20 protein-coding genes and 1 riboswitch are annotated in these 23,609 nt (G+C 60.1%); of the genes, 12 read left to right on the top strand and 8 right to left on the bottom strand.

Going from position 1 to position 23,609, the window contains the following annotated elements; translation table 11 throughout:
* The first annotated feature begins 19 nt into the window (after positions 1–19).
* The gene (locus I6G90_RS00395; protein WP_197929179.1) at positions 20–1,558 is read left to right on the top strand and encodes a sensor domain-containing diguanylate cyclase; all 1,539 of its coding nucleotides are present in this window, start codon (positions 20–22) and stop codon (positions 1,556–1,558) included.
* A 46-nt stretch (positions 1,559–1,604) separates the two neighbouring features.
* Entirely contained in the window at positions 1,605–2,474 is an 870-nt protein-coding gene (locus I6G90_RS00390; RefSeq protein WP_197929177.1) for a patatin-like phospholipase family protein, read from the top strand.
* Between the two features lie 72 nt (positions 2,475–2,546).
* On the opposite strand, the gene I6G90_RS00385 is transcribed toward I6G90_RS00390, so the two are convergent.
* Together I6G90_RS00385 and I6G90_RS00380 are read right to left on the bottom strand one after the other, a co-directional pair.
* On the bottom strand, positions 2,547–3,908 hold the full coding sequence (locus I6G90_RS00385; protein WP_042063612.1) for a sodium-dependent transporter: 1,362 nt from the start codon (positions 3,906–3,908) through the stop codon (positions 2,547–2,549).
* Between the two features lie 200 nt (positions 3,909–4,108).
* Entirely contained in the window at positions 4,109–4,375 is a 267-nt protein-coding gene (locus I6G90_RS00380; RefSeq protein WP_040094449.1) for a helix-turn-helix domain-containing protein, read from the bottom strand.
* Positions 4,376–4,632: 257 nt separating this feature from the next.
* Here I6G90_RS00380 and I6G90_RS00375 point away from each other — a divergent pair, with 257 nt between their 5' ends.
* The 4 genes from I6G90_RS00375 (at position 4,633) to I6G90_RS00360 (ending at position 9,137) form a co-directional block, all read left to right on the top strand.
* Positions 4,633–5,229, top strand: a complete 597-nt coding sequence (locus I6G90_RS00375) for a hypothetical protein (RefSeq protein WP_197929175.1) — start codon at positions 4,633–4,635, stop codon at positions 5,227–5,229.
* A 308-nt stretch (positions 5,230–5,537) separates the two neighbouring features.
* Positions 5,538–6,560: an OmpA family protein gene (locus tag I6G90_RS00370; protein ID WP_197929173.1), complete on the top strand. Its 1,023-nt coding sequence runs from the start codon at positions 5,538–5,540 to the stop codon at positions 6,558–6,560.
* Between the two features lie 309 nt (positions 6,561–6,869).
* Positions 6,870–7,871 (top strand): porin OmpA, encoded by a 1,002-nt coding sequence (gene ompA / locus I6G90_RS00365; RefSeq protein ID WP_197929171.1) that lies wholly within the window; start codon positions 6,870–6,872, stop codon positions 7,869–7,871.
* A 228-nt stretch (positions 7,872–8,099) separates the two neighbouring features.
* Entirely contained in the window at positions 8,100–9,137 is a 1,038-nt protein-coding gene (locus I6G90_RS00360) for an OmpA family protein (protein WP_111805445.1), read from the top strand.
* An 85-nt stretch (positions 9,138–9,222) separates the two neighbouring features.
* Here I6G90_RS00360 and I6G90_RS00355 read toward each other — a convergent pair whose 3' ends face one another.
* Positions 9,223–10,917 carry an NAD-dependent malic enzyme gene (locus I6G90_RS00355; protein ID WP_042058867.1) on the bottom strand — a complete coding sequence of 565 codons (1,695 nt, stop codon included), beginning with the start codon at positions 10,915–10,917 and terminating at the stop codon, positions 9,223–9,225.
* 69 nt (positions 10,918–10,986) lie between these two features.
* On the bottom strand, positions 10,987–11,844 hold the full coding sequence (locus I6G90_RS00350) for a helix-turn-helix transcriptional regulator (protein WP_197929169.1): 858 nt from the start codon (positions 11,842–11,844) through the stop codon (positions 10,987–10,989).
* A gap of 120 nt (positions 11,845–11,964) precedes the next feature.
* On the opposite strand from I6G90_RS00350, the gene I6G90_RS00345 reads away from it, so the two are divergent.
* Together I6G90_RS00345 and I6G90_RS00340 are read left to right on the top strand one after the other, a co-directional pair.
* Positions 11,965–13,344 (top strand): MATE family efflux transporter, encoded by a 1,380-nt coding sequence (locus I6G90_RS00345; protein ID WP_182933703.1) that lies wholly within the window; start codon positions 11,965–11,967, stop codon positions 13,342–13,344.
* A 123-nt stretch (positions 13,345–13,467) separates the two neighbouring features.
* Positions 13,468–13,716, top strand: a complete 249-nt coding sequence (locus I6G90_RS00340) for a YciN family protein (RefSeq protein WP_042058875.1) — start codon at positions 13,468–13,470, stop codon at positions 13,714–13,716.
* A 33-nt stretch (positions 13,717–13,749) separates the two neighbouring features.
* Here the strand turns inward: I6G90_RS00340 and I6G90_RS00335 are convergent, their stop codons facing one another.
* Complete coding sequence (locus I6G90_RS00335) at positions 13,750–14,871, bottom strand: GGDEF domain-containing protein (protein ID WP_182970608.1); 1,122 nt, start codon at positions 14,869–14,871, stop codon at positions 13,750–13,752.
* A 235-nt stretch (positions 14,872–15,106) separates the two neighbouring features.
* On the opposite strand from I6G90_RS00335, the gene I6G90_RS00330 reads away from it, so the two are divergent.
* Both I6G90_RS00330 and I6G90_RS00325 read left to right on the top strand, forming a co-directional pair.
* Positions 15,107–16,504, top strand: a complete 1,398-nt coding sequence (locus I6G90_RS00330) for a nucleobase:cation symporter-2 family protein (protein WP_042058876.1) — start codon at positions 15,107–15,109, stop codon at positions 16,502–16,504.
* 102 nt (positions 16,505–16,606) lie between these two features.
* Entirely contained in the window at positions 16,607–17,323 is a 717-nt protein-coding gene (locus I6G90_RS00325) for a lipoyl protein ligase domain-containing protein (RefSeq protein ID WP_197929167.1), read from the top strand.
* Between the two features lie 120 nt (positions 17,324–17,443).
* Here I6G90_RS00325 and I6G90_RS00320 read toward each other — a convergent pair whose 3' ends face one another.
* The gene (locus I6G90_RS00320) at positions 17,444–18,820 is read right to left on the bottom strand and encodes an alanine/glycine:cation symporter family protein (protein ID WP_058052785.1); all 1,377 of its coding nucleotides are present in this window, start codon (positions 18,818–18,820) and stop codon (positions 17,444–17,446) included.
* A 249-nt stretch (positions 18,821–19,069) separates the two neighbouring features.
* Positions 19,070–19,185: riboswitch (glycine riboswitch) on the bottom strand.
* A gap of 507 nt (positions 19,186–19,692) precedes the next feature.
* Between I6G90_RS00320 and I6G90_RS00315 the strand changes: the two genes are divergently transcribed.
* Positions 19,693–20,859, top strand: a complete 1,167-nt coding sequence (locus I6G90_RS00315) for a type III PLP-dependent enzyme (protein WP_058052784.1) — start codon at positions 19,693–19,695, stop codon at positions 20,857–20,859.
* A 75-nt stretch (positions 20,860–20,934) separates the two neighbouring features.
* Here I6G90_RS00315 and I6G90_RS00310 read toward each other — a convergent pair whose 3' ends face one another.
* Positions 20,935–21,903 (bottom strand): calcium/sodium antiporter, encoded by a 969-nt coding sequence (locus tag I6G90_RS00310; protein WP_197929165.1) that lies wholly within the window; start codon positions 21,901–21,903, stop codon positions 20,935–20,937.
* Between the two features lie 126 nt (positions 21,904–22,029).
* Complete coding sequence (locus I6G90_RS00305) at positions 22,030–22,503, bottom strand: peroxiredoxin (protein WP_197929163.1); 474 nt, start codon at positions 22,501–22,503, stop codon at positions 22,030–22,032.
* A gap of 156 nt (positions 22,504–22,659) precedes the next feature.
* Between I6G90_RS00305 and I6G90_RS00300 the strand changes: the two genes are divergently transcribed.
* Positions 22,660–23,586: a phenylacetate--CoA ligase family protein gene (locus I6G90_RS00300; protein ID WP_197929161.1), complete on the top strand. Its 927-nt coding sequence runs from the start codon at positions 22,660–22,662 to the stop codon at positions 23,584–23,586.
* Positions 23,587–23,609 lie beyond the last annotated feature (23 nt).

Here is a 23,609-nt window from a genome sequence, read left to right as displayed (position 1 = left end):
CCATGTCCGATCGTTGCCTATGCCCAATGTGTCAGCCACCCCTTTTCTCACCCGCCTGACCTGGCTGCTGTTTGCTCTGGTCATCCTGCTGGTTGGTCTGACCCTGCGGCAAAGCCTGAAACAGATAGAACGCCTCTACCAGAGCGATACCCTCAACAGCGCCATCTACCTGCGGGATCAGTTCAAGCAGATTGAGGTCTTTCTGGAGGCGATGCGCGGTCAGGCCGAGGAGCGACTGCGCAGCGACCCCCAGTCGGTGCTGACCCGCCAACTCTATGGCCACATCGAGGCACTGCCGGATGGGCTGGCGCTGGACACGCTCCCCGCAAACCTGCCCGCAGGGCTGGCAGGCAACCTCACCGGTACGGGGCCACTGCCGCCACCGGGCAGCGAGCGGGAGGCGCGCATACATCTGGCCCTGAGCCTCTCCCCGCTGCTGGCCACCGCCAGCGAACACCTGGCCAAAGAGATCGCCTGGGTCTACTTCATCGGGGTGGACAACTTTATCTACCTCTACCCCTGGCAGCCCTCCAGCCGGTTTCGCTTCTACCCTGCCCTTTACCAGAAGTACTTCTGGCAAGATGCGCTGACGACCCGCACGCCGGACAAGGGAACGGTTCTCTCCCGCCCTTACGAAGACTTTCTCGGACTCGGCACCATGATCACCATGTCGCAACCCCTCTACAAGGACGGCACCCTGGTAGGGATGATCAGCATGGATGTGCTGCTCGCCCGCCTGCAACAGCAGCTCAATCAGCTGACGCCGGCGTTGGGGGAGTATCTGCTGCTCAATCAGTATCATCAGGTGCTGGCCAGCAGTGCGCGCCAACCGGTGATCCCGCAGGACCCCGCGCCCACCGGTGAGTACCGCTGGCGACAGGGGCGATTGCAACTGACGATGGCGATCCCCGATACCCCGTTGCGACTGGTACACAACGTCACCCTGCTACCGCTGGCGTGGGCCATGCTCTGCCAATCCGCACCGACCCTGCTCGCTATCCTCTTTATGCTGCTGGCGGCCCTCTCAAACCTGAGGTCCCACCGTCTCAACCTGCGACTCAACTACCTCTCCTGTCACGATGCCCTCACCGGTGCCTTCAATCGCCACTATCTGGAGCGTCTGGATCAGGGGGGCGAGCTGGCGCGACTGCAAGCCGGGATCCTGATGTTCGATGCGGATCACTTCAAACGGGTCAACGACACCTTCGGCCATGCCGTCGGCGATATGGTGCTGACCCGGCTGGTGCAGCTCTGCCAGCAGCAGCTCGGCCCGTCGGACAAATTGATCCGCTGGGGTGGCGAGGAGTTTCTGCTGCTGATTGGCCACAGTGATGCCTCCCGCCTCGGCGAGCTGGCGGAGCAAATCCGACTCGCCGTAGCCGATCATCACTGGGCCGCCATCGAGCCCGGGCTGGTGGTCACCATCAGTCTCGGCTATCACCCCCACGAGGCGGGGATCCCGCTCCATGAAGCGGTGCGCCGTGCCGATGTGGCGCTCTATCAGGCCAAAGCCAACGGGCGCAACCGCAGCGAAAGATGGCAGGGTGACGCATCCTGACTTGCGGAGTAAGCTGGTCGCTCCAACCCCTTTTTGGAGGAACGTCGTGCCACGTAAACCCCGCGTAGGGCTCGCTCTCGGGAGCGGTGCCGCCAGAGGATGGGCCCATATCGGCGTCATCCGCGCCCTTGAACGACTGGGCATCAAGCCCGACCTCATCGCAGGCTGCTCCATCGGCAGCTTTGTTGGCGCCGCCTATGCCGCCGGTGAGCTGGACCGGCTGGAAACCTGGGTGCGCGGCTTTACCCGTCTGCAGGTGGTCAGCCTGCTCGACCCGGCCCTCTCCGGCGGTCTGTTTCGTGGCGAGAAGGTGTTTGGCCTCGCCGCCAACCACCTGGGCAATCCTGAGCTGGAGAGCCTGCCCATCCCCTTCGCCTGTGTCGCCACCGAACTCGATACCGGCCGCGAAATCTGGCTGCAACAGGGGCCGCTACGCCAGTCGGTACGCGCCTCCTGTGGCATGCCGGGGATCCTCACGCCGACCCTGGTCAACGACCGCTGGCTGGTCGATGGCGCCGTGGTCAATCCGGTGCCCATCTCGCTGGCCCGCGCCATGGGAGCCGAGGTGGTGATCGCCGTCAACCTCAACACCGACTTGCACCAGCCCTGGACCGACGAGCCGGATCAACCGGGCAGCATGGGCCTGCTCAGCCAGTGGCTCAATCGCGGTGAATCCGCGCCAGCCACCCCGGGTCTGTGGAGCGTGATGAGCGGCTCCATCAACATCATGCAGGAGCGCATTACCCGCGCCCGGATGGCGGGCGACCCGCCGGAGATCCAGCTCTGCCCGCGCCTTGGCAGCTTCTCCATCATGGATTTTCATCGCGCCAGCGACGCCATCAACGAGGGGGAAGCCTGCGTCGAGCGCAACCTCGATCAACTCAAGGATGAACTGTCTCGTCTTGGCTTGTTGTAACTCCGCCATCTTTGCCGACACCAACAAAAAGAGCGCCTTGCGGCGCTCTTTTGCTATGACAAAACCCTCGGCTTAGAACAGCCCCAGCCCTTTGAGCATCACGATCAGGATCAGCAGCGGTGAGACATAGCGGATGATGAAGAACAGTGGCTTGAGAATGGGCAGAACCAGCTCGCCGCCATTGGTCAGGGCATCGCGCATCTTCTCCTCGCCCCATACCCAGCCCACAAACAGGCAGAGGAAGATACCGCCGAGCGGCATCAGGATGTTGGAGGAGAGGTAGTCGAACAGATCGAAGAAGGTCTTGCCCGCAATCTGCACATCCGCCATGGCGCTGTTGGAGAGCGCGCAGGTGGAGCCCACCACACCCAGCACCAGCAGGTTGATCAGGGTCGCCTTGGGGCGGCTCATCTTGAAGCGCTCGGAGAGCACCGAGACCGGCACTTCCAGAATGGAGAGCATGGCGCCGGTGGCCGCGATGGCCGACAGCACGAAGAAGAGCACCATGAAAACATGGCCAAACGGGATGCTGGCAAACACCGCCGGAATGGTGATGAACAGCAGCGACGGGCCGGCGGTCGGCTCGAACCCGAAGGCAAACACCGCCGGGAAGATGGCGATACCGGCCAGCATGGAGACGAACAGGTCGGCGCACATCACCCGAAAAGCGGTGAGCGGAATGTTCTGGTCATCACGGAAGTAGCTGCCGTAGGTCATCATGCAGCCCATGCCGATGGAGAGCTTAAAGAAGGCCAGCCCCATGGCGGTCAGCACCACGGCCCCGGTGATCTTGGAGAAATCTGGCGAGAAGAGGAAGGAGAGACCTTCGCTCGCCCCCGGCAGCGTCAGACTGCGAATACCGATCACCAGCAGCAGGATAAAGAGCACCGGCATCAGCTTCTTGGTAACCGCTTCGATCCCCTTGGAGACCCCCATCAGCAGGATGCCCCCCATCAGGGCCAGCACCAGCCACTGCCACAGCAGGCTCTGCAGCGGGTTGCTGATCAGCGCGCCAAATGCCGCACCGGTCACCTCGGGATCGGTGGAGAGAATGGAGCCGTCGATCGCCTTGAAGATGTAGGCAAACACCCAGGCCGCCACTTCCGAGTAGAAGGACATGATCAGGAAGGCCGCCAGCACCCCCATCACCGCAATCAGCCACCAGGGTTGCCCTTTCGGAGCGAGATTGCTCAGGGTGGTGACCGCATCGGTTTTGCTTTTGCGGCCCAGCATGATCTCGGAAATCATCACCGGTAAACCGACCAGCAGGGTGGCGATCACATAGACCAGCAGAAAGCCGGCACCACCGTTTTCACCGGTCAGGTAGGGGAATTTCCAGATATTGCCGAGGCCGACGGCTGAACCAAGGGTGGCGGCAAGGACGCCGAACTTACTGGTAAAGCCGTCGCGGGCCTTGGGGGAGGTTTGACTCATGCTTGTCTCACTTATTTCGCATCATGCGAGATGAACCGGGTTTTGAGGGTCGGAATTTTCTGAGGTTTATGGTGGTTTGCCAAGATGTTTTGAGCAAAAGCCCTATATAGAGCACAGATAAGAAAAAAGCGGCAACCAGGGCTCTGATTTGCAGGCAAAAAAATACCGCCCGAAGGCGGCATTTCTATTCACATCGATGATCACACCTTGGCGAGATCATCCGGTCCAATCTGACCGATTTCGGCGACTTTTTTGTCTGCCAGCAGCCAGAGGGTGAACTTGTGCAGATCCGGGTGGTGCGCCAGGGCAACCAGGAAGGCGCCCCCGACTTCACGGTAACCCAGCTCGTAGTTTTTCAGTGTGGTGGGAGGAACACCGAGCAAATCTGCAAACTTCGGACGGCTCAAACCGACCGCTTCACGGATCTGACGGATCTTCTTGCCAACAGTGACGATATTTGAATTCATAATGTTCCATACTCCGTTCGGCGGATTTACTCCGCCTTTATTTTTCGCGACGACTCGTAGTCAAGTGTATCAGTTTTGTACGGACTCGTTATGGTCGAGCCTCTATCTTTATGAGCGCCTTTCGGCGACAACCCTTACTTTCATCGGGGATGGTAATCGCTCAGCCGTCTCAGGTAAACAGTCTCGAAAAGAAACCTTTATTGTTGCCGCCAGAATAACTCGTATAATTCGCCGGCTACCCAATAAGAGGAATAAGTATGGCGTTTCCCGGCATTATCTCTCGCCTGCACCCCGTTTCCAGCCCTGCAGAACTGGCGCAACAGCGCCTGCAAGGTGAACAATATCGCGCCGAAGCATTCTGGCTTCCGGCATCGATGCACAGCCATGCCAGCGAGATCCTGGCCGCCCTGCCGGACAGCTGCAGCCTGTTTCTTGAACAGGAAGCCGCGGGTCTGGCCCTGCGCAGCCACGACGGCACCCTGCATAACAATACGCAGCTCATCACGGTAAACGGGCAGACCATTACCCTGGCCACGACACTGGGCGATGGCGGTCTGGTACCCGAATCCGGCTTGTGCAAGATGGCTGACTGGCTGGACGCCGGACACCGCCATTTCATCTGTTCAGCTGCGGTTCAGCCTGTGGCGCGGGCCATCCTCAATATCTGGCCCCTTGACCCCTATCTGGCCCGACATTTCTTGATGACATTTACCCCCCTGTTGGAGCATGCAACCGAGGCAGATTACCTCGCGGTCTTTGCTGCCAGAGCAAATCCTGCCAACCCGCATTCCGACTGGGTTCAGGCCTATATGAAACTTGAAAAGAAACTGCACAGGGCCTATCTGGATCACTAATTAATCTGGATAAACAGCCATTTAACGACACGACACAATTTGCCATAAGGCTCATTTGTGAGCTTGATCATGTTTTAAAATCGGCATAGAGTGCGCCTCGTCATCGGAATGACATCAGTTGCCTGGCAGTGGTTTCTCACGCATTGCGTGCCATGCCAGCGCACTCGACACACCAGGAGAGTGTGCAACCCGGTTTTGCCGGGTCATCTGCCAGACTCGACGCCAGCCGTACGGCGGAGCCTGCAGCTTACATAAATTAAAAAGTGTGAAGCACGTGAATAACGTGCGATCTCAACGAGGATTTTTTTATGATGAAAATGGCTCCTTCCATGATCGCCATCGCCATGGCTGCTCTGGGTGCTACCGCTGCTCACGCCGCTGACGACATCTACTTCGGTGCCGGTGTCGGTGCTGCTCACTTCAACGGTCTGAACAAGATCGATGGCGGCGGTTACGAAGGTACTGAAGATGCTGCTGCAGCCAACGCCTTCGTAGGTTACAACTTCACCGAAAACTTCGGTACCGAGTTTGGCTACCAGTATGCCGGTCGTGGCAACATCGAAGGTGAGCGTTACGAGAACCAGGGTGCCACCCTGTCCGGTATCGCTCGTCTGCCGGTTGGCAACGACTTCTCCCTGTTCGCTGAAGGCGGCGCCTACTGGGCTCACACCGACGGTCTGGGCATCAGCGACACTAAAGTTTCCCCGCTGGTCGGTGCCGGTGTGACTTACAAAGTAAGTGACGCGCTGGATCTGCAAGCTCGCTACCGCTACATGTGGGACGTGGCTGACCTGAATGACGATGGTTTCCACTACAAGTCCAACCAGAGTGTTGCGACTCTGGAAGCGGTATACCACCCGTTCCGTACTTCCTACGTAGCTCCGGTAGCTGCTCCGGTTGTTGAAGAAGCCCCGGCTCCGGCTCCGCAAGTGGTAGAGAAGAACTTCGCCCTGAACTCAGACGTGCTGTTTGCCTTCGGCAAAGACACCCTGAAGCCGGAAGGCGTTGCAGCCCTGAACGGCCTCTATCAGCAAATCGTTGAATTCCAGCCGAAAGATGGCAACGCTGTTGTTGTTGGTTACACCGACCGTATCGGTTCCGACGCTTACAACCAGAAGCTGTCTGAAGCCCGTGCCCGTACCGTTGCCAACTTCCTGGTAAGCAAAGGTATGGCTGCCAGCAAGGTTGCCATCGAAGGTCGTGGCGAAGCCAACCCGGTTACCGGCACCAAGTGCAACGGCGTAACCGCTAAAGCTCAACTGATCTCCTGCCTGGCTCCGGATCGTCGCGTAGAAGTTCGCGTATCTGGCGTACAAGAAGTTCAGCAATAATCTGACCCTGTTCAGATAGTGCGAAAAAGAAAGGGATGCTGCGGCATCCCTTTTTGTTTGTCTCATTCTCGCTTGTATCCCTCAGTTCCCCCTCCCTGCGCTTGCCTGCCCCGCCCCGAAAGCATAAAGTAGTTGCGCCTGTAAGGTATTGGATAAGCACTAAAAAGCGCTTCTTGTCCGGTCTGTTGTCCATGACGCCACTGCATCATGAGAGTCCAAAGCCTTCGCTATCCACTTTGCTGGCGATTTTTCGCAGCAATAAAAACAAGTGCATTGCCCGACCCGGGCTAACACAACGAGGATAAACCGATGAAACTCAAAATGGCTCCGACCCTGATTGCACTGGCGCTGGCCGCCGCAGGCACCACGGCACAGGCGGCCGATGACTGGTATACCGGTATCGGTGCAGGTTGGGCCTATGCCCACAATCTGGATGATGTTCATGGTCTGGATACAGATAAAGACGCCACCGCGCTGAGTCTGTTCGGCGGCTACAACTTCAACGACTACTATGCGGCGGAACTGGGCTATCTCTATGCCGGTCAAGCGGGCGTTGAAGGAACCGACTTCAAAACCCAGGGCGCGACCCTCTCCGGCATTGCACGCCTGCCACTGAACGACATCTTCTCGGTGTTTGCTGAAGGTGGTGCCTACTTCAATCACGTCAACGGCAATGGCAACAGCGACAACGGTACCGCGCCGCTAGCCGGTCTGGGCCTGACTGCCAAGATCTCCGACCTTATTGATGTGCAAGCCCGCTACCGCTATCTGTGGAATCTGGGTGACGAGCAGAAAACCTGGGAGAGCGACATGAGCGTCGCCACCCTGGAGCTGGTGATGCACCCGAACCGCACCTCTTATGTTGCCCCGGTTGCCGCCCCCGCACCTGAGCCGATTCCCGAGCCGGTGCTGGTCGACAAGAACTTCGCCCTGAGCTCTGACGTGCTGTTTGCCTTTGGCAAATCCACCCTCAAGCCAGAAGGTGTCGCAGCGCTCAACACCCTGTATCAGCAGATCGTTGATGTGCAGCCGAAAGATGGCAGCGCCGTGGTCGTCGGTTACACCGACCGTATCGGCTCTGACGCCTACAACCAGAAACTCTCCGAAGCCCGTGCTCGTACCGTGGCCGACTTCCTGGTTGGTAAAGGTCTGCCGGCAGGCAAAGTTGCCATCGAAGGTCGCGGTGAAGCCAATCCGGTCACCGGCACCCAGTGCAACAGCGTCAAGGGCAAGGCTCAGCAGATCTCCTGCCTGGCGCCGGATCGCCGTGTAGAAGTACGCGTCACCGGCGTGCAGCAAGTACAACAGTAACCCTGCAGTCCGACATAACAAGGAGGCCACCTGGCCTCCTTTTTTTGGCTCTTTTGTCACTCACCGCAGACCACCTTCCTCCCTCCCGCATCGTTTCAGTGACATGGGTTCACTTATTGCCACTATCCATACCTCCCGAGTGGTTAAAAACAGCCCGCCACCTATAAATAAGTGTGGGGTTTTACTAACAAAAATCCCCACTACACCAAACATCGACGAGGATACGCGATGAACATAAGAGTAAAACCTGTGTGGATTGCACTGGCATTGGCGAGCACAGGCGCACAAGCGGTACCGGTTCACGACTGGTATGCCGGGGTCGGCGGTGGCTGGGCCATTGCGCACGATTTGAATGACTTCAGTCAGGATGTCAGCAAGGATGCGACTGCGCTCTCCCTGTTTGGCGGCTACAACTTCACGGAAAATCTGGGAGCCGAGATTGGCTATCTCTCCACCGGAGACTGGGATATCAGCGGCCATGATTTCAACAGCAAGGGGGCAACTCTGTCAGTGATTGGCCGCTTGCCGCTCAGCGAGATGTTCTCGGTCTTTGCCGAGGGCGGTGGCTATATCTATCACGTCGAATCAGTCAACGGCGGGGACGACAACCTGGCACCGCTGGCAGGCTTGGGCCTGACGGCGCGGCTCCATGACTGGGTCGATCTGCAGGCTCGCTACCGCTACATAGTGCGCGTTGGCGATGATCCGGATAACGGCAAAGCCAACAGCGGTACCCAGCGCTGGGTCAGCGATGTCAGCACCGCGACGCTGGAGCTGGTGATCCACCCGAACCGCAGCCAACCCGCAGAAGCGGCCCCCACCCCGGCGCCGGTCGTGGTCCCCCCGCCACCGGCCGAACCGGAAGTGGTGGATAAAACCTTCAACCTCAGCTCCGATGTGTTGTTCGCCTTTGGCAAAGCAGATCTCAAGCAGGAGGGGATGAGCGCGCTGGACGATCTCTACCAGCAGATCGTCGATGTGCAGCCCAAGGATGGCAGTGCGGTCGTGATGGGGTATACCGACCGTATCGGCTCGGATGCCAACAACCAGACGCTGTCCGAGGCGCGGGCAAAAACAGTCGCCGACTTCCTGATCGGCAAGGGGCTGCCTGCCGACAAGGTGAGCATTCAGGGCAATGGCGAGAGCAACCCGGTCACCGGCAACCAGTGTGATGCCATCAAGGCCAAAGCCGCGCTGATCGACTGCCTTGGACCTGATCGCCGGGTAGAAGTGCGAGTCACCGGTGTACAGGGCACCAGCGAGTAGTTCATCTTGAGGCGATAACCATGTCAGACGTGCAGTAAAAAGGGATGCCGAGGCATCCCTTTTGCTTTGCGTCTTCCCGCAGAAATCAGAACGAAGTGCGGCGGTAGCGACGATATTCCGGATGCCAGAAGTTCGCTTCGATGGCCTGATCGATCACCTCGTCCGGGGTCTGCACCGCCTTGCCCTGCAGCATGGCGGTCTTGGCCACCATCTTGGCGATGTAGCGGGAGACCTGATGGATATCCGCCAGATCCGGCAGCAGAGAACCCTCCTCCCCTTTCACCAGCGGCGAACACTCCGCCAGCGCGCGGCTGGCCGACATCAGCATGGCGTCGGTCACCCGGGTGGCGCCGGAGGCGATGACGCCAAGGCCGATCCCCGGGAAGATGAAGGAGTTGTTGCACTGGGCGATGACGTAGCGCTTGCCCTTGTGCTCCACCGGTGCAAACGGACTGCCGGTGGCCACCAGCGCCTGACCGTCGGTCCAGCGGATCAAATCCGCAGGTGTCGCCTCGACCCGGGAGGTGGGGTTGGAGAGCGGGAAGATGATAGGGCGGGCACAGTGCTTGTGCATGGTCTTGACCACCTCTTCGGTGAACAGACCCGGCTGGCCGGAGACCCCGATCAGGATGTCCGGACGACCGTGCTCCATCACCTCCAGCAGGGAGATATTGTCCCCCACCGGCCAGTCTTTGATCCGCTCCACCGGCTGGGAGAGACGGCGCTGGAAGTCGAGCTGGTTGGGGATCTTGTCGGTGATAAGACCGAAACGGTCCACCATAAAGACCCGGCCACGAGCCTGTGCATCGGTCAGCCCTTCGGCCTTCATTTGCGCAACGATCTGCTCGGCAATACCGCAGCCCGCGCTACCTGCCCCGAGGAAAGCCACCCGCTTCTCGGAGAGTTTGGCGCCGGAGGCCTTGCAGGCTGCAATCAGGCTGCCCAGCGTCACCGCCGCAGTGCCCTGAATATCGTCGTTGAAGCAGCAGAGCTCATTCTTGTAGCGGTTGAGCAGCGGCATGGCGTTGTTTTGGGCAAAATCCTCGAACTGCAGCAGGATATCTGGCCAGCGGCGCTTGACCGCCTGAATGAAGGCATCGACGAACTCCGCATACTCTTCACCGGAGATGCGCGGATTGCGCCACCCCATATAGAAGGGGTCGTTCAGCAGCTGCTGGTTGTTGGTGCCGACATCCAGTACCACCGGCAGGCAGTAGGCGGGCGAGATGCCGCCACAGGCGGTATAGAGCGACAGCTTACCGATGGGGATACCCATGCCGCCGATCCCCTGATCGCCCAGACCCAGAATGCGCTCGCCATCGGTCACCACGATCACCTTGACGTTCTGCTTGGTGGCGTTTTGCAGCATGTCATCGATCCTGTCCTTGTCCGGATAGGAGATAAACAGGCCACGGGCACGGCGATAGATGTTGGAGAACTCTTCGCACGCCTTGCCTACGGTCGGGGTATAGATGACCGGCAGCATCTCGGTCAGGTGGTTGTGCAGCAGACGGTAGAACAGCGTCTCGTTGGTATCCTGGATGTTGCGCAGATAGATGTGCTTGTCCATGTCGTTGCCAAACGCCATGAACTGGCGATAGGCGCGCTCGGCCTGCTCCTCGATGGTCTCGATATTCTGGGGCAGCAAGCCTTCGAGGTTGAAGTTGCTGCGCTCCTCGCTGGTGAAGGCGCTGCCCTTGTTGAGCAAGGGGGTCTCCAGCAGGGCGGGACCGGCATAGGGAATGTAGAGGGGACGTTTCTGGTTATTATCTTCAAACATGGATCTTGGTACCTAAACGGTTAGCTAGACGCAGGAACCCGCCGATCCTAGGGGCTTGTGTCATTAATTTCAAAGAGTTTGCATATCCGTTGCAAAAGGTTTGCGACCGAGTCGACGAAATGCCCCCGGGGTCTGACCAGTCAGACGACGAAAGCGGTTGGCAAAGTTGGCCCCATCGCTGTAACCGACCCGTGCCGCCAGCTCGCCAAGTGGCCAGTTGGTATAGAGCAGCAGCTGGCGCGCCTTGTTCATTCTGAGCTCGGTTACCTTGGCCATGGGGCCCATGCCAAACGCCTGCTGACAAAGCCGGTGCAGATGGGGCACGGAGCAGGCCATTTGTTCGGCCAGCAGGGCGACACTCCAAGGTTCGTCCAGGCGCGCCTCCACCCGGCGAAAGAGCGCCTGCAGCCGCAGCTCCGGGGTGCCGCGCACCTCCCCTTGCAGGGTGCGCTCCAGCAGCGCCAGCAACAGGCTGAGCAGTTGGGGCTGCAGCGGGGAGCGAACCCCCTCCCCCTGCATCAGGCTGAGCAGGTGGTAGAGCTGATCGCCACCATCCCCTTGCCAGATACGGTGACCGAGGCGGTGCAGATGCTGCCAGCGCGGCACATCATCGAGCAAAATCCAGCTGATCTGCCAGCGCTCACCAATCAGCTTGAGACCGCCGGGCACGGCGGCGGGCAGGAAAATCAGCGACCCGGCCGGAATGGCTTGCTCCCCCTCGTCAGTGAGCAGCGCTCCCCCTTCGTCATGACTAACCATCAGGATGTGAAACTCGGGGCGATTGCGGCGGATCAGGTAGTGATCGCGGATCTTCGAAAGCCCGCTAAGGAAGATCCCCGCCTCGCCGAGCAGGGGCAGCCCTTCACGTCCCAGCATCTGCTCTTCACAGGCTGGCGCTATCTCCAGACACTCGCTGGTAAATGGCATAACACCTCAACAGGATAGTTTTGCACAAGAAAACCGAGAGGCACTCACAGTGAGAACGCCCCGACATTCCCCTATCATACCCATGACAAACCTTGCTTTTCTCAAACCCGGTTAACACTAATGAATTATTGGCAAGCGATTTTAAAACAAACCACCGATCGCGAGTTCATGACCCGACTGTGGCGGCTGGCCCTGCCTGTCTCGCTGCAGTCCATGATGTTCTCCCTGCTCGGCCTCATCGATATCATGATGGTGAGCCAGCTTGGCACCACGGCAGTGGCGGCGGTCGGCTTGGGTAACCGGGTCTTCTTTTTCAATCTGCTGGTGATAGCAGGCCTCGCGGGCGGGGTCTCGGTATTGGCAGCACAATACTTCGGGCGCGGCGAGATGGCCGGGGTGCGCCGCTCCCTGGCACTGGCAATAGTGGGCGCCCTGCTGGTCACCCTGCCCTTTGCCTTCATCTATGTGTTATCGCCGGGTAGCGTGCTGGGCTTTGCCAGCGAGGATCCGGCACTGCGCGCCCTCGCCGACCAGTTTTTGATGATCACCGGCGCCACCATCCTCTGCACCGCCATCGTGGTGCCGCTGGAGTCAGCCCTGCGCTCGGTCGGCAATGCCGCCGCACCAACCCGCATCGGCATTATCGCCATCATCGCCAACGTCATCCTCAACTACGCCCTCATCTTCGGTCACTTCGGCTTCGAGGCGATGGGCGTAGCCGGCTCGGCCTGGGGCACCACCCTTTCCCGCCTGCTGCAAACGACCCTGCTGCTGATCTACGTGAGACGCTACGAGGCGCGCCTGATCCCGCGAAAAAATGACTGGCTGGCCGCCTTCAAACGCAAGGAAGTGGTGCGCTTTACCCTGATCGCCCTGCCGCTACTGTTCCATGACGGGCTCTGGGCGTTTGGCATGCTGATTTACGGCTTTCTCTACGCCCATCTGGGCACCGATTCGCTGGCCATCATGACCACCCTCGGCACTCTGGAGAGCATCCTTATCTCCCTCTTCTTCGGGCTGGCGGTGGCCTGCTCCACCCTGCTCGGCCACCGACTCGGGGCCGAGGAGTACGAGGTAGCCTGGCAACACTCCCAGCTGTTTCTGCTGCTGGCACCGATTGGCGCGCTACTGGTGGGGATCGCGGTCTGGCTGCTGCAAGCCAACCTGCTGCAATGGGTCGGCAACCTGCCCCCCGAGCTGATGACAGAGGCGGGACAAGTGCTCGGCATCATGTGCCTGGGGATGCTGCTCAAGGTGTTCAACATGGTGGGGATCATCGGGGTGCTGCGCTCCGGCGGCGATGTGAACTACAGCATCTTCATCGATATCGTCGGCATGTGGTGCATCGGCATCCCGCTCGCCTGGGTGGCCGTCACTGTGCTCGGCTGGCCCCTCTCCTGGGTGGTGGCGGTGGTGTTGCTGGAGGAGTTCAGCAAGGTGCTGCTGGTGCAGCGCCGCATTCGCCAGCGCCGCTGGCTGAAGAATCTGGTGATCGGATAAACAGCCACAAATCGGGGTCATATCAATGACAGAAAAACCCTGTTTGCAGTATGCTGGGCGCCTCTTCAATCAGAGGCAGGGATCCACGGTTTCCCTGTCCAGTAGTCGTTTAAGGAGACGAGCATGCAACCACAAAAAGAGCTGATCACCGAGACTGCCCTGCTTGAGATGGCCAACAAGATCATCAAGAGCCACGAAGACTTCATCCACGGTATGCGCGCCGATTCGGTGGAGCAGAAGGGGGATATTCTGGTGTTCAAGGGGGAGTATTTCCTGGCCGAAGATGGCACCCCGACCGGCAAGACCATGGCGGTCTTCAACATGTTCAAGTTGCTGGCCCAGCAGCTCTCCGGCAAGTACAAGCTGGCCTGATTTTACCAGCACCTTGCCAACACGATGCCGCCCTCAGGCGGCATCTGTTTTTGCGCTGTTCTGCCCCTCGACCACCACGCAGTTGCGTCCCGCCATCTTGGCCTGATAGAGACACTCGTCGGCGCGGTTGATCAGAATATCGATGGTGTCTCCGGCACGGGCCATGGCAATGCCGATACTCACCGTCACCTCCAGCAGTTCATCCGAGGTAGGGCTCTTCACCAGCCGCGCCTCGACCGCAATGCGCAGCCGCTCCGCCACCCGGCTCACCTGCACCGGATCACCGCAGTTGTGCATCAGGATGGCAAACTCTTCGCCGCCATAACGCCCCAGCACCATGTCAGGCTCCAGCTGTTCGCCCAGGGTGGTGGCCACCTCCTTGAGCACCGCATCCCCCGCCAGATGGCCGTAGATATCGTTGATCCGCTTGAAGCGATCGAGATCGAGCAGCATCACCGCAAAGGGCTTCTTTTTGGCTTTCAGCTTCTCTCTGGCCTGCTCCAGCTGCTTCATCAGCAAGCGGCGGTTCATCATGCCGGTCAGCTCGTCGGTAGTGGATTCCCGATAGAGCCGCAGCAGCATGTTGAGCTGGCCGCACTGCACCCAGCAGCTGGCCATGGTAAACATGCCGAGCACCCACACCTGATTCAGGGTGGCCTGACTCCAGATACTCTGGCCCACCAACAGCCAGTGTCCCAGCAGCATGGTCACCAGCACCACACCCGCCAGTTGCAAACCGAGAGAGAGGGGAATGGGGAAGATGGCAAACAGGGTGATCAGCAGATAGGGAAAGGCCACGTAACCCGCCTGCAGCTCCTGCTCTGCGCCAAAGCTGTGCAGGCAGAAGAGGGAGAAGAGCATCATCACGGCCATCAGGTAGCCCAGGGCCAGCTTCATCCGTTCCCGTTTGAAATGAATAAGATAAGAGAGCGGAATGAGCGGCGATAACGCCAGGGTGCAGAAGATCCTGGCCTGGAACAGCTGCTCGAAATGGATGGCGGGCAAGGTGACCCAATCCACCACCGCCCAGGCCGGCAAACCGATCATCAACAGACAGGTAAGCAGGCGCAAACGCACCGTCATAAATCCCATGCGGGTACGAGTAAAGTCTTCGGAGTGAACCTTGGCACTCCAGAACTCCGCCAATTTCAGCACCAGAATCTCCACACAACTACAGAGGGCTCATTCTACACCGAGGCGGGGGGGGGCAAGGGGAAATTAAACCGTGAGACAGGTCACACAAACCGACAGATGATAATCGCCGCGCGCAAACGTTTCAACCCATCAAAAAATAAACCTTTTTTCGCATAATTAGCGCTGGTCAGCGTCATTTCAATCACTACAATAGCGCCCAATTTTCTCCCCCCTCCCCACACAATTCGAGGTACTTATGGAACAGGCTGCTGCCACACGCATCACCCCAGAGGCACATCCCCCCAGGCGAGCCCATAGCGAACTGGTCTACGGCATAGACGATGTCCCGCCCCTGCCCCAGACCCTGTTCGCCGCCTTGCAGCATATGCTTGCCATGTTTGTCGCCATCATTACCCCGCCCCTGATTATCGCCAATGCCCTCGGCCTCCCTGCCGCCGACACCCGTTATATCGTCTCCATGTCGCTGGTCATGTCCGGCATCGCCTCCTTCATTCAAACCCGCCGCTTCGGCCCCATCGGCTCCGGCCTGCTCTCGGTGCAAGGCACCAGCTTCAACTTCCTCGGCCCCATCATTGCCTCCGGTCTCGCCCTCAAACAGGCGGCCATGCCCACCGAAGATCTGCTGGGCACATTGTTCGGCACCATGCTGGCCGCCGCTCTGACCATCGTTGTGATGAGCCGCTTCCTCCATCTGGTGAAACGGATCATCACCCCGCTGGTCACCGGTATCGTGGTACTGCTGATCGGCCTGACCCTGATCAAGGTGGGGCTGATCAGCATGGGCGGCGGCTATGCGGCCCTCTCTGATGGCAGCTTCGCCAGCCACACCAACCTGTTCCTCTCCCTGCTGGTGCTTGGCCTCATCGTGTTGCTGCAACGCAGCCGCAACCCCTGGCTGCGCCTCTCCGCCATCATGATCGCCATGCTGGCAGGCTATGCCGCGGCGCTGCTGCTGGGCAAAGTGAGCCCCCCCACCTTCGATGGTCCGCTGGTGATGGTGCCCATTCCGCTCCACTACGGCCTCGGCTTTGACTGGCAGCTGTTCGTGCCGCTTGCCATCATCTTCGTGGTGACGGCGCTCGAAGCAATCGGCGACATGACCGCCACCTCGGATATCTCCGGCGAGCCGCTGGAAGGGCCTGTCTATATGGCGCGGATCAAGGGCGGCGTGCTGGCCGATGGTGCCAACTCCATGCTGGCAGCGGTCTTCTCCACCTTCCCCATGTCCACCTTCGCCCAGAATAACGGCGTTATTCAGCTGACCGGGGTGGCCAGCCGCCATGTCGGGCTCTTTATCGCCGCCATGCTGGCGCTGCTCGGCCTGTTCCCGGCGGTCGCCAGTCTGGTACAGCAGATCCCCGAGCCCGTGCTGGGCGGCGCCACTATCGTGATGTTCGGCACCATCGCCGCAGCCGGGGTGCGCATCATCGCCCGCGAGGAGCTGGATCGCCGTGCCCTGATGATCCTGGCGGTATCGCTCGCCATGGGACTGGGGGTCGCGCAGGTGCCAGAGGTACTGCAACACCTGCCGGAACTGGCCAGAAGCGTGCTCTCCTACGGCGTCGCCACCGGTGGCATCACCGCCATCGTGATGAACCTGCTGCTACCAAAGCGCGAAGCGCGTCACTCCTGAGACATCGCCCACCGCCAGTATACCCAAGCCCCGCACTGCGGGGCTTTACCTTGCCAGCCGCTACGGGTAGTGTGCTGGGCAGCCTTTTTTGAGGATGCCGCCATGCCCTATCGCCTGCTATCTCCCCTCCCCGATACCGCTTCACCCGCACAGATACTGGCGCAAGAGCAGCACTGGCTGCGCGACTGTGCCCGTGATGGCCAGCCCCGAGCTCACCTCTGGCAGGCGCCCCAATGCCTGATTGTCACCCGCAAGGATACTCGCCTCCCCCATTACGAAGCCGCCTGCCAGCAACTTGCAGTTGAAGGTTGGCCGGTACATGTGCGCGACAGCGGCGGCACCGCCGTGCCCCACGGAGCGGGTATTCTCAACCTCTCCTTGCTATTGCCCCGCACCACCACAGATCTGGCCCACTACTACCGGCTGCTGGGCGCGCCGCTGCTGACCCTGTTGGCGGAGTACGGCCTTGCGGGAAGCTATGACTTCGTGCCCGGCTCCTTTTGCGATGGCCAGTACAATCTGGTGATCGGGGGACGCAAGATCACCGGCACCGCCCAGCGCTGGCTGGCGCCGGGGCAGGATCACCAGGGCGCCGTGCTGGCACAAGCCATGCTGCTGGTGGCCGGTGATGTGGATGAGGGAACCAGGATGGCGAGCCGCTTCTACGAACTGGCGGGCGGCGAACTGCGCTTTATGACGGGAACCTCCACCACACTGGCAAGCTGCATTGATTGGCGCGGTAGCAATCAGGCACTGGTGGAGAAGGTGCGAGCACGTCTGGAGAGCCTGCTGAGCGAGGGGCAGTCCCCCTCACCCTGACCCTCTCCCGGAGGGAGAGGGAACACGCCCGTCCATGGAAATAGTGCCGCGCACAAAAAAGCCACGACATCAGGTCGTGGCTTGTTCTTTTCAAGGCGAACGTGGAACGAACGGAGGCGTTCAGGCCGTCTGCGGCTCGGGCTCTGACTCCGTATCGCAATCGCGGCCAAAGTAGGCGCGAGTCTCGGCGATCACCACATGACGCAGACCAATCAGGCCGATGAGGTTGGGCACCGCCATCAGACCGTTGACGATATCCGCCAGCAACCAAATCATATCCAGATGGAGGAAGGCGCCGCTCGCCACCAGAGCCAGATAGATGAGGCGGTAGGGCTTGATCGCCTTCACCCCGAACAGGTACTCGGTACAGCGCTCGCCATAGTAGTTCCAGCCAAGGATGGTGGTAAAGGCGAAGAACAGCAGACCAATGCTCACCAGATACTGGCCAATATGGGCATCCAGTCCTTGCGCAAAGGCGGCACTGGTCATGGCCGCACCACTCAAGTCGCCACCCCATACCCCGGTCACCACCAGAGTCAGGCCGGTCATGGTGCAGATGATGATGGTGTCGATGAAGGTGCCGGTCATGGAGACCAGCCCCTGCTCCACGCAGGAGTCGGTCTTGGCCGCCGCCGCCGCGATGGGCGCGGAGCCCAGCCCCGACTCGTTGGAGAAGACCCCGCGCGCCACCCCGGACTGAATGGCCAGCATGATGCTGGCACCGACAAAGCCGCCGGTCGCCGCATGGCCGGTGAAGGCACTCTCGATCACCAGCATGACGGCATCGGGCAGAGCGCTGGCGTTGTTCACCAGCACGCCGAGACAGGCGACGATGTAGAAGATGGCCATGAAGGGCACTACCTTGCTCGACACGCTGGAGATGGACTGGATCCCCCCCAGGGTCACCAGCGCTACGATCAGGGTCAACACCACGGCAGTCGCTTCACGGGGCACCGAGAAGGAGAGGCTCATGGCGTCGGAGATGGCGTTGACCTGCGGGAAGGTACCGATGCCGAAGAAGGCCACGCCGATGCCGAACAGGGCAAACAGCTTGGCCAGCGGTTTGGAACCCAGCCCCTTCTCCAGATAGTACATGGGGCCGCCAGCCATCTGGCCGTTGGCATCCTGCTCGCGGTATTTGACCGCCAGCAAGCACTCGGCGTACTTGGTGGCCATGCCGAACAGCGCCGCCATCCACATCCAGAACAGGGCACCGGGGCCGCCCAGCTTGATGGCAGTGGCGACGCCGACGATGTTGCCGGTACCAATGGTGGCAGAGAGGGCGGTGCAGAGGGCGCCGAAGCTGGAGACATCCCCCTGCTTGCCCTGCCCCTGATCGCGACCAAAGACCAGACGCAGAGCGAGCGGCAAGCGCACAACTTGAAGCAGACCCAGACGCAGGGTGAGATAGATACCGGTCCCGACCAGCAGGATCAGCAGGGGCGGGCCCCAGATAAAACTATCGATGGCGGTTAACGCCGATTGAATTGATGACATGCATCCTCCTTAAAAAACAAAGATTAAGGAGGAGAAGGATGATCTTCCCATAGGTGTCGCGATCCCCAGAGGCGATCGGATGCAGGCCAAGAACGTGTTCACACTCTTACTGCGAGGCCGTGATCAAGGCTCATGCGCTGCTCGGAAGCCTCATGTATTCACATACACTCCGGTTCCTGCGCTGCTCTTTACCTTGCTGACGACCTCTCGTTACAGATCGTGAACAGTTCCAAGCTCAGGTACAACCATCCCATCCCCTCTGTCCTTTTGCCTGAGAGTTTCCGGCGCCTGCCTGCCCTTGCGGGTAGTCATGGTGCCTTGCTCCTTCGGCGCCCGATTTAACGGGTCTCTCCAGAGTATCGTCCAGTAGCAGTCCACACCGGTTGCCCGGTACCTGAAAGATTCACTTCTTCGGTGGATGGTCCCCCATCGCTCTCCTGCTACCTTCATCCGAACTAGTTTGGATTAGGAAGCTGGCATGTTAATCCAAAAAATGTGAGCTGTCTCGCAATTGGCCATCCCCGTTTGTACTTTTTTTGTTGCCACCGGAACATTGGCAAGGATGTTAAATGTTAGTTAACTATCAACAAGTTAGACGCTCGCAGATGACATGCGGCCCAAACGGAAAAAGTGCCGGATAGAGAACAGTGCTCCCTCTCGTTTCGCCAAGAAAATCTTGCCAACATATTCAATCAAAATGCTTGCACACAGAATCAATAAGCCGATAATCCGGCGCATAACCAAGCACTTTGCCATCAATTTATGCACTGCGTTTGGTTGGTCCCACCGGACCGCTCGCCTGACCCGGCCGTCGCCGGTTCAATCGCATATGGCTTGGGCATATCACGCCCCCTAAGGATGACCAAAAGAGAATGAACGAGACCCTGGTTGCAAAAGATGTGGTCGCACAAGATTACCGTCAGCTGGTTGAACAATTCGGCTCCCCCCTGCTGCTGCTCGACAAGGCAGCCGTCCGCAAACAGTATCGGGCGCTGGCCGCCGCCCTGCCCGATGTACGATTGCACTATGCACTCAAGCCCCTGCCCCATGAAGCTGTGGTCTCTGTCTTGAAGGAAGAGGGGGCCTGTTTCGATCTGGCCACCAATGGCGAAGTGGATCTGGTGCGCAGTCAGGGGGTTCGCCCGGGACGTTGCATTCATACCCATCCCATCAAGCGCGACAGCGATATCCGCTATGCGCTGGAGTTCGGCTGCACCGTGTTTGTCTACGACAACCCGCTGGAGCTGGAGAAGTTCATTCCCTACAAGGACGAAGTGAAACTGCTGCTGCGGGTCAGCTTCCCGAACCCCGAGACCAAGGTCGATCTCTCCAAGAAATTCGGCTGCACCCCGGAGCAGGCGCTGCCGCTGCTGCAACTGGCGCACGCCAAGGGGATCAAGGTGATGGGGCTGTCGTTCCACGTCGGCTCCCAGGTGCCTCACGCCCGTCGCCATGTGCAGGCCATCGACGCCTGCCGCGAGATCATGGAGCAGGCCTGGGCGCTCGGGCTCAAGCCCTGGGTGCTGGATATCGGCGGCGGTTTCCCGGTCGACTATGAGGGCGGCGAGTTCGACATCGACGGCTTCTGCGCCCCGATCCGCGAAGCGTTGGCCAAGCTGCCCGCCACCGTGCAGAAAATTGCCGAACCGGGCCGCTTTATCAGCGCGCCAGCCATGACCTCGGTCGCCAGCGTGATGGGCAAGGCCCACCGTGGCGACAAGATCTGGTACTACCTGGATGACGGCCTCTACGGCAGCTACAACGGCCAGCTCTATGACCATGTCACCTATCCGGTGAGCACGCCCTATGCCAGTGGCGAGCAGCACAACTCGGTGCTCTCCGGCCCCACCTGCGACAGCGTGGACGTGATCCGCGAAGGGATCATGCTGCCGGATCTGGCTATCGGCGAGCTGGTGGTAGGCAAGGTAATGGGTGCCTACACCTGGGCCTCGGCCTCCACCTTCAACTTCTTCCCCAAGGCGAGCATCCTCATTCTGGACAGCAGCCAGAAGGGGCAAAAGCTGGTGGCAGTAGCCTGACGGCCAACAGGCTCACCGAGCAAAAACAAGAGGGGGAAGCTTAAGCTTCCCCCTCTCTCATTTCACCAACGCCAATCAGATAAACTGGCTGGTCAGCAACCAACCGGTATAGGCAACGAAGCAGGCCAGCAGCACCCCCCCCTCCAGCCGGTTGATCCGCCCCTGCCCCTTGCGACCCAGACACATTACCAGCAGCAACAGGGTGAGCCCCATCATGATGCTCCAGTCACGGGTAAGCACCTCGGACGCCACGTCAAGCGGGTGAATCGCTGCCGCAATCCCCACCACTGCCAGAGTATTGAACAGGTTGGAGCCGATCACGTTGCCGAGCGCCAGATCATGCTCGTTCTTGCGAATGGCGATCAGCGATGACGCCAGCTCAGGCAACGAGGTCCCGACCGCCACTATGGTGAGGCCAATCACCAGATCGCTGATGCCGAGCGCCTGAGCGATGGTCACCGCCCCCCACACCAGCAAGCGGGATGCACCGATCAGCAACACCAGCCCGACAACCAACCAGATAATGGCGCTCTTGAGGGACATCCCCTCGCTTTCGATATCCTCGGCGGTCTCGCTATCCAGCGCATCTCCCTTGCCATTCATGCCAGCCCGGATGGACCAGCCCATCAGGGCAACGAAGACGACGCCGAGAATAGCCGCATCCATCCGACCCAGATGACCATCCATCAGCAGGGCGCCGGAGAGCAGGGTAATGCCGAGCAGGATCGGGATCTCCTTGCGCACCACCTGAGAGGCCACCGCGATGGGACTGATCAGGGCGGTCAGACCCAGGATCAGCGCAATGTTGGTGATGTTGGAGCCATAGGCATTGCCGAGCGCCAAGCCGGGATTGCCCTGAGAGGCAGCCAGCGCCGAGACCACCATCTCCGGTGCCGACGTGCCAAAACCGATGATCACCATGCCGATCAGCAGCGGCGGCATCCCCGCATAACGGGCGGTGGCGGCAGCGCCATCGACAAACTTGTCAGCACTCCAGACCAGCAGCGCCAGTCCGGCAATCAGGGCAACAAAAGCCAGGGTCATAGGATCTTCATCTCTTCATCAGCAAACAGGAGCGCCAGCAAACCCTGCCGGCACCATGGGAAAGTGGCGCCCAGTGTAGCGATGCCATTTCCCAATTCAAGGGGAAATCAAACCGTGATTAACATTTCACAGCGCGGCCAGCAGGCTCGCGGCATCGGAGAGCTCGAACTTGCCAGGCGCCTCCACAAACAGCTGCTCGACCACACCATCGTTGGCGATCAAGGCAAAGCGCTGGGCGCGGATGCCGCCAAAGGCGCCGGTATCCTTGGCAAGGCCCAGCGCCCGAGTCCAGCTGCCATCGCCATCCGCCAGCATGGTGATGGCCTCGGCATTCTGGGCCGTCTGCCAGGCCCGCATCACGAAGGCGTCGTTGACCGACAGACAACAGATGGCATCCACCCCTTTGGCCATAAACTGATCGGCCAGCACCACATAACCGGGCAGATGGGCATTAGAGCAGGTAGGGGTAAAGGCGCCGGGCACCGCAAACAGCACCACTTTTTTACCGGCGAACAGCGTGTGGCTATCCCGCTGCTGCTTGCCCTCCGGGGTAATAAAGGTAAATTCGCCCGCAGGCAGGGGTTGTCCGACAGCAATCATGGCTTCTCATCCTGAGTCGTGGTGGAAAGTCGCCAGTTTAACCCGATGTGATGAGCCATCCCAACCGGAACCGTGAGCCGGATCACCGATGGCGGACGGGCATTTTCCGCTCGGGCAGACTACTCTTGAGCAGGTTTCACGGCGCCAGGAGGCCCCATGCAACACTACTACGATGGTCTGGAAATTCGTCCCCCCGCCCTGCGCGAACAGCAGCAACTGGACCAGCTCAATCATCAGCTTACCCATGTCAGTCAGTACTGCGCCGGTTACTCCAGCGCCTATCGTCAGTGTCACCTCGAGGATCTGTCAGAGCTGGCCACCCTGCCGCTGCTCGACACCACAGAGCTGTTTGCCGCCCAGCAGGCTCACCCCCCCTTTGCCGGTCTCACCGGCCGTCCGGCCAGTCAGGCGCTACGGGTCTTCTCCTGTCCGGGCCAGCTGGCCATCCCCGAGTATGCCGGGGCAGACTGGTGGGGCGCCGCCCGGGCGCTGTTTGCCGCCGGTTTCAAGGCGGGGGAAGTGATGCTCAACGGCCACGACTATCACGCCGGCCCCACCGCCTTTATCTTCGATAACGGCGCCCGCCAGCTGGGCGCCCCCGTGGTGCCCTGCGGGCCACACGATACCCAACGCCAGCTGGAGGCGCTGCTGCGCTATCAACCTACCGGCTACGTCGGTCCGCTGGTAACCCTGCTCGACCTGCTGGAAGCGGCCGAGGCGGCGGAGATCCCCACCGACTCGCTGCGCCGCGCCCTGCTGTGCGAAGCCACCCATCCTGAAACCGCACCACTGCGCGCCGTTCACGGCATTGCGGCCCTCAACTGTCTGGTGTGGCAGGATGTGGGGGTGGTGGCCTACGAGAGTCAGCCCGGTCAGGGTTTTATCGTCAACGAGAGCTGCATCGTCGAAATCATCGATCCCGCCAGCGGCAACCCCGTGAGCGGCGATGAAACGGGCCAGCTGGTGGTGACCCGGCTCGATCTGGAGTATCCACTGCTGCGGCTGGTCACCGACTGGCAAGGTCACTGGCTCGCCAAGCACAGCGCGTGCGGGCGCACCAACCGGCGCCTCAAGCTGGTGTAGCCACCTAGACAGACGCACAAATG

It is taken from the genome of Aeromonas allosaccharophila (assembly GCF_016026615.1).
GTDB lineage: Bacteria > Pseudomonadota > Gammaproteobacteria > Enterobacterales > Aeromonadaceae > Aeromonas > Aeromonas allosaccharophila.
Note: the sequence above shows the minus strand (reverse complement) of the source record. Positions and strands in the feature narration are given on the sequence as shown.

What these genes read in the sequence shown, in the direction of transcription:
- I6G90_RS00315 (WP_058052784.1), top strand. Translation starts at nt 19,693, where the DNA reads ATGAACGAGACCCTGGTTGCAAAAGATGTGGTCGCACAAGATTACCGT.
- I6G90_RS00380 (WP_040094449.1), bottom strand. Translation starts at nt 4,375, where the DNA reads ATGAATTCAAATATCGTCACTGTTGGCAAGAAGATCCGTCAGATCCGT.
- I6G90_RS00385 (WP_042063612.1), bottom strand. Translation starts at nt 3,908, where the DNA reads ATGAGTCAAACCTCCCCCAAGGCCCGCGACGGCTTTACCAGTAAGTTC.
- I6G90_RS00305 (WP_197929163.1), bottom strand. Translation starts at nt 22,503, where the DNA reads ATGATTGCTGTCGGACAACCCCTGCCTGCGGGCGAATTTACCTTTATT.
- I6G90_RS00340 (WP_042058875.1), top strand. Translation starts at nt 13,468, where the DNA reads ATGCAACCACAAAAAGAGCTGATCACCGAGACTGCCCTGCTTGAGATG.
- I6G90_RS00310 (WP_197929165.1), bottom strand. Translation starts at nt 21,903, where the DNA reads ATGACCCTGGCTTTTGTTGCCCTGATTGCCGGACTGGCGCTGCTGGTC.
- ompA (WP_197929171.1), top strand. Translation starts at nt 6,870, where the DNA reads ATGAAACTCAAAATGGCTCCGACCCTGATTGCACTGGCGCTGGCCGCC.
- I6G90_RS00360 (WP_111805445.1), top strand. Translation starts at nt 8,100, where the DNA reads ATGAACATAAGAGTAAAACCTGTGTGGATTGCACTGGCATTGGCGAGC.
- I6G90_RS00395 (WP_197929179.1), top strand. Translation starts at nt 20, where the DNA reads ATGCCCAATGTGTCAGCCACCCCTTTTCTCACCCGCCTGACCTGGCTG.
- I6G90_RS00320 (WP_058052785.1), bottom strand. Translation starts at nt 18,820, where the DNA reads ATGTCATCAATTCAATCGGCGTTAACCGCCATCGATAGTTTTATCTGG.
- I6G90_RS00345 (WP_182933703.1), top strand. Translation starts at nt 11,965, where the DNA reads ATGAATTATTGGCAAGCGATTTTAAAACAAACCACCGATCGCGAGTTC.
- I6G90_RS00375 (WP_197929175.1), top strand. Translation starts at nt 4,633, where the DNA reads ATGGCGTTTCCCGGCATTATCTCTCGCCTGCACCCCGTTTCCAGCCCT.
- I6G90_RS00355 (WP_042058867.1), bottom strand. Translation starts at nt 10,917, where the DNA reads ATGTTTGAAGATAATAACCAGAAACGTCCCCTCTACATTCCCTATGCC.
- I6G90_RS00350 (WP_197929169.1), bottom strand. Translation starts at nt 11,844, where the DNA reads ATGCCATTTACCAGCGAGTGTCTGGAGATAGCGCCAGCCTGTGAAGAG.
- I6G90_RS00330 (WP_042058876.1), top strand. Translation starts at nt 15,107, where the DNA reads ATGGAACAGGCTGCTGCCACACGCATCACCCCAGAGGCACATCCCCCC.
- I6G90_RS00300 (WP_197929161.1), top strand. Translation starts at nt 22,660, where the DNA reads ATGCAACACTACTACGATGGTCTGGAAATTCGTCCCCCCGCCCTGCGC.
- I6G90_RS00370 (WP_197929173.1), top strand. Translation starts at nt 5,538, where the DNA reads ATGATGAAAATGGCTCCTTCCATGATCGCCATCGCCATGGCTGCTCTG.
- I6G90_RS00325 (WP_197929167.1), top strand. Translation starts at nt 16,607, where the DNA reads ATGCCCTATCGCCTGCTATCTCCCCTCCCCGATACCGCTTCACCCGCA.